General features: G+C 43.4%; 12 protein-coding genes. 5 read left to right on the forward strand and 7 right to left on the reverse strand.

Annotation, left to right across the window (positions count from 1 at the left end):
• Window positions 1–14: 14 nt before the first annotated feature.
• Together DTQ70_RS07755 and DTQ70_RS07760 are read right to left on the reverse strand one after the other, a co-directional pair.
• Entirely contained in the window at window positions 15–1,160 is a 1,146-nt protein-coding gene (locus tag DTQ70_RS07755; RefSeq protein ID WP_164489919.1) for a hypothetical protein, read from the reverse strand.
• 116 nt (window positions 1,161–1,276) lie between these two features.
• The gene (locus tag DTQ70_RS07760) at window positions 1,277–2,467 is read right to left on the reverse strand and encodes an asparagine synthetase B (RefSeq protein WP_229600139.1); all 1,191 of its coding nucleotides are present in this window, start codon (window positions 2,465–2,467) and stop codon (window positions 1,277–1,279) included.
• Between the two features lie 271 nt (window positions 2,468–2,738).
• Between DTQ70_RS07760 and DTQ70_RS07765 the strand changes: the two genes are divergently transcribed.
• Window positions 2,739–3,197 (forward strand): FKBP-type peptidyl-prolyl cis-trans isomerase, encoded by a 459-nt coding sequence (locus tag DTQ70_RS07765; RefSeq protein ID WP_122930282.1) that lies wholly within the window; start codon window positions 2,739–2,741, stop codon window positions 3,195–3,197.
• 25 nt (window positions 3,198–3,222) lie between these two features.
• Here the strand turns inward: DTQ70_RS07765 and DTQ70_RS07770 are convergent, their stop codons facing one another.
• The 4 genes from DTQ70_RS07770 to DTQ70_RS07785 all read right to left on the reverse strand — a co-directional run bounded on the left by DTQ70_RS07770 (window position 3,223) and on the right by DTQ70_RS07785 (window position 8,026).
• Window positions 3,223–3,492 (reverse strand): hypothetical protein, encoded by a 270-nt coding sequence (locus tag DTQ70_RS07770; RefSeq protein ID WP_122930283.1) that lies wholly within the window; start codon window positions 3,490–3,492, stop codon window positions 3,223–3,225.
• Window positions 3,493–3,597: 105 nt separating this feature from the next.
• Window positions 3,598–5,661: a ComEC/Rec2 family competence protein gene (locus DTQ70_RS07775; protein ID WP_122930284.1), complete on the reverse strand. Its 2,064-nt coding sequence runs from the start codon at window positions 5,659–5,661 to the stop codon at window positions 3,598–3,600.
• Window positions 5,662–5,723: 62 nt separating this feature from the next.
• Entirely contained in the window at window positions 5,724–7,046 is a 1,323-nt protein-coding gene (locus tag DTQ70_RS07780) for a M43 family zinc metalloprotease (RefSeq protein WP_122930285.1), read from the reverse strand.
• A 26-nt stretch (window positions 7,047–7,072) separates the two neighbouring features.
• Window positions 7,073–8,026, reverse strand: a complete 954-nt coding sequence (locus DTQ70_RS07785; protein WP_122930286.1) for a PhoH family protein — start codon at window positions 8,024–8,026, stop codon at window positions 7,073–7,075.
• Between the two features lie 198 nt (window positions 8,027–8,224).
• Here DTQ70_RS07785 and DTQ70_RS07790 point away from each other — a divergent pair, with 198 nt between their 5' ends.
• The 4 genes from DTQ70_RS07790 to DTQ70_RS07805 are packed head-to-tail and all read left to right on the forward strand — an operon-like array spanning window position 8,225 to window position 11,615.
• A complete protein-coding gene (locus tag DTQ70_RS07790; protein WP_122930287.1) occupies window positions 8,225–9,562 on the forward strand; it encodes a vanadium-dependent haloperoxidase in 1,338 nt (445 codons plus the stop codon).
• A 14-nt stretch (window positions 9,563–9,576) separates the two neighbouring features.
• Window positions 9,577–10,233, forward strand: coding sequence for an ABC transporter ATP-binding protein (locus DTQ70_RS07795; protein ID WP_122930288.1), 657 nt, complete (start codon window positions 9,577–9,579; stop codon window positions 10,231–10,233).
• Window positions 10,233–11,366: a hypothetical protein gene (locus DTQ70_RS07800; protein ID WP_122930289.1), complete on the forward strand. Its 1,134-nt coding sequence runs from the start codon at window positions 10,233–10,235 to the stop codon at window positions 11,364–11,366. The genes DTQ70_RS07795 and DTQ70_RS07800 overlap by 1 nt, the downstream gene beginning before the upstream one ends.
• Window positions 11,367–11,423: 57 nt before the next feature.
• A complete protein-coding gene (locus tag DTQ70_RS07805) occupies window positions 11,424–11,615 on the forward strand; it encodes a hypothetical protein (RefSeq protein ID WP_122930290.1) in 192 nt (63 codons plus the stop codon).
• 126 nt (window positions 11,616–11,741) lie between these two features.
• Here the strand turns inward: DTQ70_RS07805 and DTQ70_RS07810 are convergent, their stop codons facing one another.
• Window positions 11,742–12,827, reverse strand: a complete 1,086-nt coding sequence (locus DTQ70_RS07810; protein WP_122930291.1) for a Gfo/Idh/MocA family protein — start codon at window positions 12,825–12,827, stop codon at window positions 11,742–11,744.
• Window positions 12,828–12,890: the final 63 nt, after the last annotated feature.

The following is a 12,890-nucleotide window of genomic DNA, read 5'->3' on the forward strand; positions in this document are numbered from 1 at the left end:
TGCTGAAAGGTAAATTACTCAATTTTAAATCGGGTACTAGGTTTGGTATCTTCGGTGATGGTTGCAATAAGCTTGCCACTTTTGGAGACAATCGTCACCCCAGGTTTTACATATACGCTGCTAATGAACTTACTTCCAATTCGTTGAAGCGAATTACTCATTCCTTTTACTGTGAAATAAACATCTTCCGAAGTTAAGTTTTGTAATTCAATTTTAAACGGTTTTTCGGTAGTTTTTGCAGGTTTTTCTTTGTTTGTGCTCGTGCTGGTATTGCTTGCACCGTTACTATTGCTACGAGGTGTGTTTGCTGCTTCTAACATTTTTAAAGCCTCTTTTTGGCCGTCAATCTGTAAATCATATCGTTTTTGAAAGGCTTTTTGGTGAGTTACAAGCATTTCATACATTTGCTCATCGGTCAGACTTTTGGCTCTACTTTCTTTGTCTTTGGTATATAACACCGCCACGGGGTCAAGTTTCTCTCTGGCAACGTCGTCGGGAGTGCGTCCACCTTTTGGTATGTAATAAAGGCCACTTCCATTGGTCATCAACAAAATGCCAGGTTCAATAAGTACAATGTGCATCACCGAGCAATCGCGGAGTGTCTCTTTGGTGTCTTTGACAACTTTACCGTCTTCTACCTGCGTGTGTTTGGCATAAAATCCGTAATAGGCTCCTTTACTGAGTGTTGCGTCAAAACGGGGCTGTTTAATAGCTGCACTGACCTTCAAATTTAAGTCGGCAGGGAAGTCATTTCTCCCTAGTACCAGACTTGAGACGCCCTCAGCTTCGTAACTTGGCGTGAGTTTTAGCTTTACGGCGTTAGGTTCTTTTTCAAAACTTACCAAAAATTTTCCGATGGCTTTGTCGAGGTTGTTTGTCTCAGTGCCACAAACAAACAACTCCCGTGTGTAATAAATACCACCAAGTCCGTAAGGGTCTTTGGCAATGGTTTTTTCTTCTAGGATAGTTTTGGCGGCGTCAGCCTGTTGTTTTTCGTATAATGCCTTGGTTGGCCGAGACGACGAGCTACCATTTAGACTTTCGGTGGCGGCTTGGGCTTTCTCTCTGATTTTTTGCAAAAACTTTTGCGCAAAAAGGGCCTGATTAGTAAGTAATCCCGCTGCTAAAACAACCGAGGTAATGAGGGGTGATTTATTCATTGGCGTACGTTTTTTGAGCAAAACTACACGCCATGGATGCGAAGTTTTTCCTAACTCTACCAATGGTTAGGTAACGGTTTTGAAATGTTGTTTTGGGTTTATAAACCGTGTTAATCTTAGGTTTTTCGTTTTTTCTTTTTTGCCGAAGGAAACAATACATTATTGAGAATGAGCCGATACCCAGGCGAATGTGGGTGGAGGTTGAGGTCGGTCGGCATCCGATGAAAACCGCGTTGTCCTTCGGGGTCATGGCCGCCGTAAAAAGTCCACTGCCCGCGTCCTAATTCACCATAAATATAACGATCCGACGATTTGCTTTGTCCCATGACCAAAGCACTAGATTTGACCGTTTTTTTGTTGAAAGCGGTAGTTTGTCCAAAAAATTCGCGAATAAGGTTTTCGTGATTTTGAACCAACATGGAGGGAATCACGTCCCATTTGGCCGAAAAGTCAAATAATGAAAAATAGTTAGTGGTTTCGTCGCCCCAGCCTTGTCCTGAAGAGGAATTGATGCTAGAAAACGACATGCCGCCACCTCGGTAATCGTCGTCATTGTTGAGTTCCAGAACAAAATTTTCAAAGGCAATTGTTTTACCAAAATCAAGCTTGGATTGGGCTTTGGGATCTACGCCGTCTCCGTCAAAAATAGATGGAACAATATCAACTCCTTCGGCTGCGAGGGCAACATCCAATGATTCTGCGCCCGAACACATGGCGAATAAATATCCACCGCCCGCGCAAAAACCTTTGATGCTTCGGGCAACGTCGAGCTTGAGCTGTGATACTTTTTTGTAACCGTATTTTTTGGCAATATTTTCTTGGGCTTGCACATCGGCAACGGTCATACGGCGGCGGTTTCGGCCAAATTGCCCCGTAAAATCTTCATGGTGAAGGTGCAGCCAGTCGTATTTGGCGAGGTCGCCTTTTAAGATTTCTTCGTCATAGACAATTTCAAACGGAATTTCTGCGTACTTCAGCACCAGCAAAACAGCGTCCGTATCTTCAAAAGATGAAGTGCTGACTTTGATGGGGCTATATACCACAATTCGGGCAGCTTTGTGAAGTTTAACGGCATCCATGTTGACATCAGGGTGGGCAATTTGGGCTAAAATAGACTTCGCATTGGCATCTGAAATGACCTCATACGACACCCCACGCAGCCGACACTCACGCTCAAGGACGGTTGAGTAGTTCATCATAAAACTTCCGCCACGGTAGTTGAGCAACCAATTCACTTCGCGGTCGGCTTTCAGTTCCCAATAAGCCACCCCGTAAGCTTTGAGGTGATTGGTTTGCTTGTCGTCCATGGTGATTAAGATAGAATTCGCCAAGGACGTTGTGCAACTGACGATAAAAAACAACACAATTCTGAAAAGATGCGCTTTGGTAAGAACAGCATTCATAAGTTGAAAAGTCAAAGAGTGGGTGGAATCAGTAAGTAAAACAAAATTAGCAGAAAGAATCAGATTGTCAAGGAGTTGGCCGTATTTGTTGAGAGGCTTTTTTAGCGTTTTGGTCAAATATGCAAATTGCGCCAATATCTTGCTTAATTTTGTTGCTTACTTTTTACATGTATCTATGAAAGCATTATTTCGTTTGGTCGGTTTCTTGGTGGTTTTTGCCTTGGTTGTAAGTTGTAACCGTGAAGATTTATCAGGGACTGAAGAACAACAAATTGAGAATTACATCAAAAATAACAACTTGGTAGTCACAGAAAAGACGGCTACGGGACTGCGCTACATTTTAACCAAGGCCAATCCTACGGGGGCGAGTATTAAATCAGGGCAATCGGTAACTGTCAAATACACAGGAAAACTACTCACTGACCGTACCTTTGATGCGGGTACGTTTAGCTTTTTTTTAGGTGCTGGTCAGGTGATTGAGGGTTTTGATGAAGGCATTGCAAAAATGAAAGTTGGGGAAAAAGCAACGCTCATTTTTCCTTCTTCTTTGGGATATGGCTCAAGAGGAGCGGGGGCAGACATTCCAGGAAACTCACCACTTTTGTTTGAAATTGAAGTAGTTTCTGCCAAATAAACCTGAGAAGTGGAGGCAAATATCCTTACTTATGAGGATTTGTCTCCACTTTTTTGACGCGGACCAGCCCTGTAATCGCCTTGAGCCGAACCAAGAGACTTTCAAGTCGTTCGAATTGGTCTAGTTTAATTTTGAGAAATCCTTGCGAGCGCACGCCGTCAGCCTCAAATCGTACGCTAACAATGTGACCATAGTCGGAGACAAATCTCGTCACCTCTTCTACAAAACCGACACGGTCAAATCCTAATATTTCAAGTTGAGTAAGGGTAAAATTGGGTGTAATAGCTGGTTTCATGTCGTTGAATATAATTTATAACAATATCTATTGATTAACTATGCAAATATAGAGCCTTATTTTCTATCAAGCCAAACTTTAAGGGTACTAATTTTGGAAAAAACCTTAAATTTTACGGATATAAGCGCCTTTTTGAAACGTAAAATACCAAGAATGAAGGCTGGAAGTGGACTTTTGGGCAAGAGATTTGAGGTAATAAGAGGAGACAGAGCTGTCGAAAATGAGGGGGATTTGCTCAAAGTAAGCGTTTTTCTGAATGCTTTTGATGGCTCCTTTTCGTACGATGATGGGGGAGGTAAAATGAGCGGGCAGCGTAGAAATTGGCCGTTCGGCAATGATTAATTCCTGACCTTTCCACACAATAAGTTTTCCAAAAGGAAGGGGGCGAACCATTCCTGAATTGGTGGCTTTATCCAACGAAATGTTTGTGATTTCGCGTATTCCGTGGATGTCATAAAAGTTTTTAAGATAAAATGAAAAAGTCTGTTGATTGGAAGCAAAAAACGACGAATCAGCCACGAGAGTGGCTCGTTGGCCATCAATGAAACTGAAGACCGTTTGTTTGGGTACGTCGTGTACAATGAAGAACTTTTGGGTGTTGTTTTCGTACAAATGAATGCCTTGTATCACAACGAGAATGGCACTCAGTGCCAAGGCCACCTTTACCAAAAACGCTTCTTTTTGATACCAACAATAAGCAAGTATCCCAATAATAGCATAGACAATCGCTATTTCCAATTTACTAAAAGTAATACCAGTGAGGGTAGCGCTTGGAAGCTGTTCAATCCAAACCACGGATTGGTTGAGCAACCACGTAACTCCTGTTAAAATCCAACCGACAATTGGAGCAACAAAGGGCACAGCGGAAAGCGCCAATGCCACCAACGCAACGGGAATCATGGCGGTAGAGAGCGCTACAACGAGGGGATTGGCCACCAAAAAATAGGTGGGAAATTGATGAAAATAATAAACTGACAGGGGAAAGGTGGCCAACTGAGCAGCAAGGGCGACTGCGGTGATTGCCCAAAGTTTGTCTAAAAACCAATCTTTGGCCGTAACCCATTGGTATATTGTTGGCTGCCAGAAAATAATCCCCGCAAGCGCCGCATAAGACAGTTGAAAACTGACCGAAAAGACCAAAAATGGGTCGTAAGCCAGTAAAATCAAGGCAGAACCATAAAGCGCATTTTCCCCGTTTGGCTTCTTGCCAAGTGGCTCGGCCAAAAGAAATAAACTGAACATTAATGCCGATCGAACTACAGGCGCTGAGAGTCCAGTAAGGATGGCATAAAACCAAAGTATTCCTAAAGTTAAGCCAACGTATAGCCAACGTCCCCGTCGGTGGGTTCTGAGTTTTTGGAGTAAAAAGGCAATAATAGCCACAAACACACCAATATGAAAGCCAGATACCGAAAGTACATGAACCGCCCCTGCTGCCGAATAGGCTTGCACAAGTTCGGAGTCCATATCGTCGCGAAGTCCTAAAATCATGGCTTTCGCCACGGCATATTCACGCTCGATGGGAACAAGTTTCTTCAGAGCGTCGTCGCTCCATTGACTTAATTGATAAGGCCAACGGGTGTACCAGTGAGAGAAGTTTTCACCAGTCGTTGCAAAATTGGTGCGGCGTAAATAATGTTGGAAGTATATCTGTTTATGCGACAAAAATTGCCTAAAATCAAATTGATTTGGATTTAAAGGAGGCGCTACTTGCTGAGGTGCGCCAAGCACAACTAACTCTGCGCCGTAAGCAGGGCGTGGGGTTGTCTTATCAATATATGTTTGAATTTTTCCTTTCGCTGCTCGCCAATGATGGTTGTATTTAACGTGTGTTACCTCCAAAACTGCGCGGTGTGTTTTACCTCGCGTTTCGGGAAACGTGATTACTTGTCCGCGATAAGCTTGAATACTGTCCAAACGAAAATGTACAAGGTGGATAGGGGCGAGGGTTTCGTTTTTTAAGCTGGTCGCTAGCACTCCCAAATAGACAAATACCCCAAACGTGGTAGCGCCGAGTAGGTAACGATTGTGTGACCGAGCCAAACCAATAAACCAAAGAGTGCCTAATAATGTCCCCAAAGCCCAAAGCATAGGCGTTGGCAGTGGCCACTGGTGTTGAACTAATATACCGATAACAAAGGCAATCGTGACGCGCAAAAGTGGATTCATGGTTATTGGCGTTTGGTTTTAAAACAAAAATGTCAGGTTGGGAGCAACCTGACATTTTTTTATCATCGAATTACAACAAGGCGTTGGGTGACGGTCTCATCTTTGGTTTTGACCCGTATCAAATAAGTTCCTGGTGGTATATCTACTGTGGAAATGGGGACATCCCAGCTCGGATAGTTTTCAAAAGTTTTTTGGTGCAAGAGCTGACCACTTAGCGTAAACAACTCAACCGTAAACGTACTAAATTCTTTTAAAGTAACTCTCACATACGTAACATCAACGTTTTGGGCAGGATTGGGAGCAATCTCAATGGCGAGGTTATTGCCAAAAGGGAGTTGCGAGCACCAATATTTTACCAAACTGTTTCGTCGGGTTGATTTTTCAATGACGGCCATCATTCTTTCTGTCTGATTTTTGGTGAAAACATTCATGCAAGAATCAGGCGAATAATCCATGTAGTTTTCGGTCATGTTTTGGGTACGAACACCCGAACAAAAAGAAAATACGGGGCCGCAATTGGTAGATTGGTTGCCGCTTTCACAACGAGGGGTGTCGTCACAATAATCATTGCCACAATTGTCGTCTCCCCACGTATGAATTAATCCCAGCCAGTGACCTACTTCGTGGGTGGTAGTACGTCCCAAATTATACAGACGACTGGTAACGGTTGCGCCAATGCCAAAAACGCGGTAATCAATAAAGACTCCGTCGGTACGAACTTGTAGTTCTGTACTGTTATCGAGGCCATTGACGCCCGTAACAGATGGAAATTGGGCAATTCCGAGGTAATTATTGGCAAACCGAGTCACCCAAATGTTTAAATAGCGATCAGTGGGCCATTCTTTTTGTTGGGTGGTGATGTCGGCCAAAAGTTGGTCATCATTAAAAACGTCAAAATTTGTTTTTTGAGCATAATAATGACGCGTTATTCCGTTGGTTGATTTGCCATCGGGGTCGATATTGGCCAAATAAAATTCGATGCCTGTATCTGCTCCAACGGCGTTGGTGTTAAAGCCCCGCGTACCAGCTTTGCGGCGGTAGTCTTCGTTGAGTATTCTGATTTGTTCTTTGATTTGCTCGTCCGAAATATTGCCATTTCCTGCCCCCCCAATCGCACCTGTAGCTGTTGAATGTACAACGTGCACTACAACGGGAATCCGTATGGATGAACAAACAGCTCCTAAACGGGCCGCCCGCTTGGGTAATCGCAAGAAAGTTTGAACAGAATCTTCGAGCATTTGGCGTTTTAGTTTCCAATAAGGATACCGTTTGGCCAATACCGAATCGTACTGAACTGCCGAGCAACGTTGCGCACTTGCCTCAAAAATACCTAAACTAAACCACAAAAAGGCCCAACAGGCAACCCACCGTACACTTTGAATCATAGTTGTCAATGCAAACGAGAAAACAATTATTTTTCTTTCTTTTCGTACGCATCCAAAATGTCTTTCACCAAACGGTGGCGAATGACGTCGCGTCCGTCCAACTCTACAAAAGCAATGTCTTTGACGTGGCGGAGGGTTTCAAGGGCATCCCGTAAACCAGACTGTTGGTTTTTAGGAAGATCCACTTGCGTTTTATCCCCCGTAATAATCACTTTTGAGCTAGGGCCCATCCGCGTCAAAAACATTTTCATTTGCGAAGGAGTCGTATTCTGGGCTTCATCCAACAGAATGAAGGCATTATTGAGTGTACGTCCCCTCATGTAGGCTAACGGGGCAATCTCAATGATATTGTTTTCCAAATAGAACTTCAGCTTCTCGGTTTGAATCATGTCTTCCAAGGCATCATAAATAGGCCGTAAATACGGGTCTATTTTTTCTTTAAGGTCACCAGGGAGAAAACCAAGATTTTCGCCTGCTTCCACCGCAGGACGGGTAATGATGAGTTTTTTGACTTTTTTCTCTTTGAGGGCCTGAACAGCAAGCGCCACTGCGGTATAGGTTTTTCCTGTACCTGCTGGACCAACGGCAAACATCAAATCATGTTGGGCTGCTTTTTCCACCATCAGTTGTTGGTTGGCAGTTTTGGCCCGTACCACAATCCCGCGAGTACCATACACAATCACATCTTTCTCGTCTTGAAGAACGTGGGGTGGAGCAATAGAGCCACCGTTAGCAGTAAGATAATGACGTACGTTTTCGTGGGTAATTTTGCCGTACTTTTGATAGTGCTGGATCAATGACTCAAGAATGTCACTTATACGAAGGATTTCGGGAGGAGTACCCATTACCCTAATTTCGTTGCCGCGCGATATGATTTTACTCATCGGAAAGGCGGCGGCCACTTCTCTAATGTGGTTGTTTTCAACGCCCAAAAAGTCTAAGAGCGACACATTTTCTAGGGAAATTACTTTTTCGACCAAATGCTTTAAAGAGTTTAAGTTTGTGGAAAAATAGCGTTATTCTTTTAAAACTACAAAAAACAAACATTAAAAGCCAGTAGGATGGTTCTCAACTCGGGAAAATAACTGATGGAAATCAATTTTTTCATGGTGGGGTTTTTTACATTTGCATTTTCTTAGGATATTTTTTACTTCAATTGTTTTTCTAATTTGAAACGTATGCTGAAAAAGAAAGCTCTTTTTGTGTTAGTCGCTGGTATTTCTTTTTGGATGGTTTCGTGCAAGCCAAAAGCCAAACCCGAAGAGTATAATGCCAAAGCAGCTGATCCTGAATTATACCATAAATCGGTGGAATTGTTGACAGAGGTAATTATCCATGACATCTTCAAACCACCCGTTGCAAGTCGAATTTATGCGTATTCAAACTTGGCAGGCTATGAGGCCATGGTGCCAGGCTACCCTGCGTATGAATCGTTGGGTGGCAAATTAAACGGTTTTAAGACACCCCTACAACCAGAAGCAGGTAAAGACTATTGCTTTCCTTTGGCCAGCACCCGTGCTTTTTTGAAAGTAGCGAGAACCCTGACTTTTTCGGCTAGTTTTTTTGATGAATATGAAAAAACATTCTACAAAAAATACGAAGCTATGGGCATCCCATCAGACGTCATAGAGCGTTCGATGGCGTACGGCGACAGTGTGGCTGCGCACGTGATCAAGTACTCGACGGGTGATAAGTACAAACAGACCCGTGGGGTTCGTTTTACGGTAACAAATGAGCCAGGGACTTGGGTGCCAACTCCGCCAGCCTATGCCGATGCGTGTGAGCCCGAATGGCATAAAATCCGCTCATTGTCATTGGATTCGGCACGCCAATTTTCACCTCCGCCTCCTCCTATGTGGACAAAAAATAAAAACTCAAAGTTTTGGGAAGAAACGCGGGAGGTGTATGAGATTGGTAAAAAACTAAGCGAAGAAGAAAAACGGATTGCATGGTTTTGGGATGATAATCCATTTGTAATGAATGTCGTGGGGCACGTGATGTTTGCCAATAAAAAAATGACCCCTGGAGGACATTGGTTGGCCATACATTCAACCGTATGCCGTAACCAAAAAGTAGCTTTTGAAAAATGTGTCGAGGGATATTCACTTACATCCATTGCATTGTTAGACGGATTTATTGGTTGTTGGGAAGAAAAATACCGTAGTCGTAAAGTACGCCCAGAAACGGTTATTAACTCAGACATTGACCCAAAATGGCAACCATTTTTGCAAACCCCGCCTTTCCCCGAATATACCAGTGGACACAGTACGATTTCGGCAGCTTCGGCAGAGGTATTGTCGTTTATTCATGGTGATAATATTGCCTTTACTGATTCGACAGAATACAAACATGGTCATGGAGTCTTGTCATTTAAATCTTTTAGAGAGGCGGCTTTAATGGCAAGTAACAGCCGTCTTTACGGCGGAATACACTACCGTTCGGGTTGTGATGAAGGTAATAAAGCAGGAACCAAAATTGGCCAACATGTATTAAGCGTGGCTAAAACAAGAAAATAAGTTGTAAAGAAGGTATGCTTCAAATTACCAATCTACACAAATCTTACGGAGGGCATCTGGTACTTCAGGTGCCCTCTCTCTTTTTAAAAGAAGGAATCCATTGGTTTAAAGGGGCGAATGGGTCGGGGAAAACGACATTTTTTAGGACGTTGGCGGGTATGTTGCCTTTTGAGGGTGAAATTAAAATGGGGACTTGGGATATTCGTAAAAATCCCATTGACTACCGATTGCACATCAATTATGGCGAAGCAGAACCTGATTATCCTGAGTTTTTGACCGCCAATGACCTGATTCAATTTGTGGCAAAGGCAAAAAAAGCGTCGAAAAAACAAGTGGATGAACTGATTGAACTACTTGGCATTGAACCATTTTTGTACCAACCATCAGGAACTTATTCGAGCGGAATGCTTAAAAAGACATCGTTGGCAATTGCGTTTTTGGGACAACCCAAAGTGATTATTTTGGACGAACCTCTCATCACGATTGATGATGCTACTGTGCAAAAGGTGTATGAACTTGTGCAAATGTACCATGCCCAAGGTGTGACTTTTTTGCTTTCTTCGCACCAAGATTTTCGATTTGAAGCCTTACCCATCAAGCAATTGTTTGAAGTAAAAGACAAAAAAATCACGGAACTGCCGCCGCCTCGGGGCGAAAATGACCGCCACTGATGTTAGCCGTACTGCACATTCTCCGCAAAACCCTCGTTACCGAATACTACCGCCTCAATACGGGCTTTCTGTTCTTAGTTGCTATGTTTGCTTTCGGTATATTACGCCCCGAAGACCACATCGCTCTTGCCTCTTATGTGTTTGCATCCCCATTTTTGTTGGCGTTAATGGGTGTTGTATTTGCCTTGTATCACTTCAAAACAGTCTTTTTTGTACGACAAAGGCTCTTGTGGGATTCCCACAGTTTTCTTTATAACTTATTGTTGATTGCCAAGCCTTACCGTTGGGCGGCGTGGTTGTATGTACAATGGATGCTTTGGTTGCCTGTGGCGCTGTACGTGACTTTTGTGGGGTATTACGGCTGGTGGACTGGGCAACGATTGTCGGTTATCGCAACGATGATTTACCTGCTATTGGTACCTCTAACGGGGGTTGCGGCCTACGAATATCGCCTGCAACGGCCAAACCCTGATACGCGTTTGAGTACCGTTACTACTTATCTAAATCGACGATTTAGTAAGCCTCAGTGGTCGTATTTTATTCTGTATTTGTTTTCCGAAAATCCCGTTTTATTGTTTCTTACGAAAGGTTTTTCCTGTTTTGTTGTCGTGGGAATTTGCAAAATTTACCCCACCGACAGCTACGACGAGCGCTTGTTTTCGTTGGGGGCATTGATGATTGGAATGGTGCATTCGGTCTTGATGTTACATCTCTACGAATTTGAACATTTACAGTTGCCTTTGTTGCGAAATATGCCAATTAAAATGGGACAGCGCCTACAGCAATACGGATTGCTTTTTGTCCTCTTGATGTTGCCTGAAGTTGTTTTCCTCGTTCGCTATATGCCAGCTGGTTTGAGTTGGGGGTATATTTTGGAATGGTCAATGTTAGTCATTGGGGTGCTGTTTTTGCTTTTTGGGCGATTTTTACAAAAGCATTATGTGATGGATACGTTGCTTCGCCAAGGGTTCTACGCCTTTTTTATGGGATTTTTCTTGATAATGTTCAAAGTCCCGACCTTGATACTAGCTTTCGGAAGTTGGGGGATTGGACTTTGGCTATGCCACCGATTTTATTACACCTCCGAATATATTATTCATCAAGAAGGGCTTAAAATCCGACCCGAGGAGTAGAATAGTTTTTTTGTATAAATTGGTAGTTTTGCAACCTATATAAAACCTCGCGCTCACATGAAACGTACGTTTGGAAGTATTTTAACTGGAATTGGCGTTATCTTCATCCTTTTTGCTTGCATCGCCTTTATGTCCGACAAGGCAGTGATGGGCTTCACCCTTACAAAATGGGAAACCATTGTCCCCTTTTTAGTTGGTGTTCTCTTTTTATTGGTTGGGGTAAATTTATTGGGCAAAGTGGCAGATTAATTGCTTCTCAACAATAGGTAAAATTTTCACACAGATGTGCACAGATTAAATGCACGCAGATGGCACAGAAATGATTTCTGCGACATCTGCGTGCATTTAATCTGTGCCGTTCTGTGCGAAAAAATACTAAATGGTAATTTTCTTCCCGCCATTTGCCACCGACTTATAAACGGCCTCAACGATGCGAATATCCCGTAGCCCTTCTTCGCCTGGCGCTATTAATGGAATACCTTTGATAAGTGCGTCTGTATCATCGTCCAATTGCTTGGCTTGTTGGCTTTGCAAAGGAAAATCAATTGGCCCTTGTGGGCTGCTTCCTTTGTTGCCATTGTAGCTCGAAAACGGTTCCATTTTAAACCAACCTTTTTCGCAATTGGCTTGCAAGTAGTTCATATTGATACCAAAACTGGTATGACAAGCGGCCAAAGCGCCACTTGGAAACTCCAATTGAAACGTCGCAGTTTCCTCAACTTCTTTGTAAATGTCTGGGCGAGTTGTGTGGAATTGGGCCGAAACCGACGTTGGTTCTTCACCTACTGCCAAGCGCGCACCTTGAATGGCATACACACCCATGTCGCCCATCACACCACCGCCAAGGGCTTTGTTCTGTTTCCAATGGGTCGTACGGGCGTCGAAATACCCTGCGCCACACGTTACCATTCGTACTTTACCAAACGTTTTTTCTTTGGCAAACTTCATGTAAGCTTGGGTATTTGGGTCGTGTTGACAACGGTATCCGATGGCGAGTTTTACTTTGTTATCGGCACAGGCTTTAATCATTGCTTCACAATCGGCTACACTAGGTGCCATGGGTTTTTCACAAAATACCTGTTTACCTGCCTTGGCAGCCCGAACGACAAATTCGCGGTGCATACTCGGAGGAAGCACGACATATACTACGTCGATGTCAGGATTGTTGGCGATTTGGTCAAAATTCTGATAATTGTAGATGTTTTTGTCCTTGAGGTTAAATTTCTTTTGCCACGTTTCTGCTTTGGAGGGAGTCCCTGTGACAATACCCATCAGCTCACAGTTTTTGGTAAGTTGAAGGGCAGGAGCGAGCAAATCGGTGCTGTAATAACCGAGACCCACCAAGGCAATTCCAAGTTTGTCCTTTTTGGGACGAGTCGCCGCCAAAAGTGGGTTAATCGAAATCAAAGAAGAAGCCCCACCGATGGCAGTGCTTTTTAGAAAATCACGACGCGTGAACATAAGATGTGAAGGTTTGGGTTTTGAAGTGATACTGTTTCCTAATATATGACTTTTGGGTGACAA

The organism is Runella sp. SP2, assembly GCF_003711225.1.
GTDB lineage: Bacteria > Bacteroidota > Bacteroidia > Cytophagales > Spirosomataceae > Runella.

What these genes read in the sequence shown, in the direction of transcription:
- DTQ70_RS07800 (WP_122930289.1), top strand. Translation starts at nt 10,233, where the DNA reads ATGTTAGCCGTACTGCACATTCTCCGCAAAACCCTCGTTACCGAATAC.
- DTQ70_RS07790 (WP_122930287.1), top strand. Translation starts at nt 8,225, where the DNA reads ATGCTGAAAAAGAAAGCTCTTTTTGTGTTAGTCGCTGGTATTTCTTTT.
- DTQ70_RS07805 (WP_122930290.1), top strand. Translation starts at nt 11,424, where the DNA reads ATGAAACGTACGTTTGGAAGTATTTTAACTGGAATTGGCGTTATCTTC.
- DTQ70_RS07770 (WP_122930283.1), bottom strand. Translation starts at nt 3,492, where the DNA reads ATGAAACCAGCTATTACACCCAATTTTACCCTTACTCAACTTGAAATA.
- DTQ70_RS07765 (WP_122930282.1), top strand. Translation starts at nt 2,739, where the DNA reads ATGAAAGCATTATTTCGTTTGGTCGGTTTCTTGGTGGTTTTTGCCTTG.
- DTQ70_RS07775 (WP_122930284.1), bottom strand. Translation starts at nt 5,661, where the DNA reads ATGAATCCACTTTTGCGCGTCACGATTGCCTTTGTTATCGGTATATTA.
- DTQ70_RS07780 (WP_122930285.1), bottom strand. Translation starts at nt 7,046, where the DNA reads ATGATTCAAAGTGTACGGTGGGTTGCCTGTTGGGCCTTTTTGTGGTTT.
- DTQ70_RS07795 (WP_122930288.1), top strand. Translation starts at nt 9,577, where the DNA reads ATGCTTCAAATTACCAATCTACACAAATCTTACGGAGGGCATCTGGTA.
- DTQ70_RS07760 (WP_229600139.1), bottom strand. Translation starts at nt 2,467, where the DNA reads ATGGACGACAAGCAAACCAATCACCTCAAAGCTTACGGGGTGGCTTAT.
- DTQ70_RS07810 (WP_122930291.1), bottom strand. Translation starts at nt 12,827, where the DNA reads ATGTTCACGCGTCGTGATTTTCTAAAAAGCACTGCCATCGGTGGGGCT.
- DTQ70_RS07755 (WP_164489919.1), bottom strand. Translation starts at nt 1,160, where the DNA reads ATGAATAAATCACCCCTCATTACCTCGGTTGTTTTAGCAGCGGGATTA.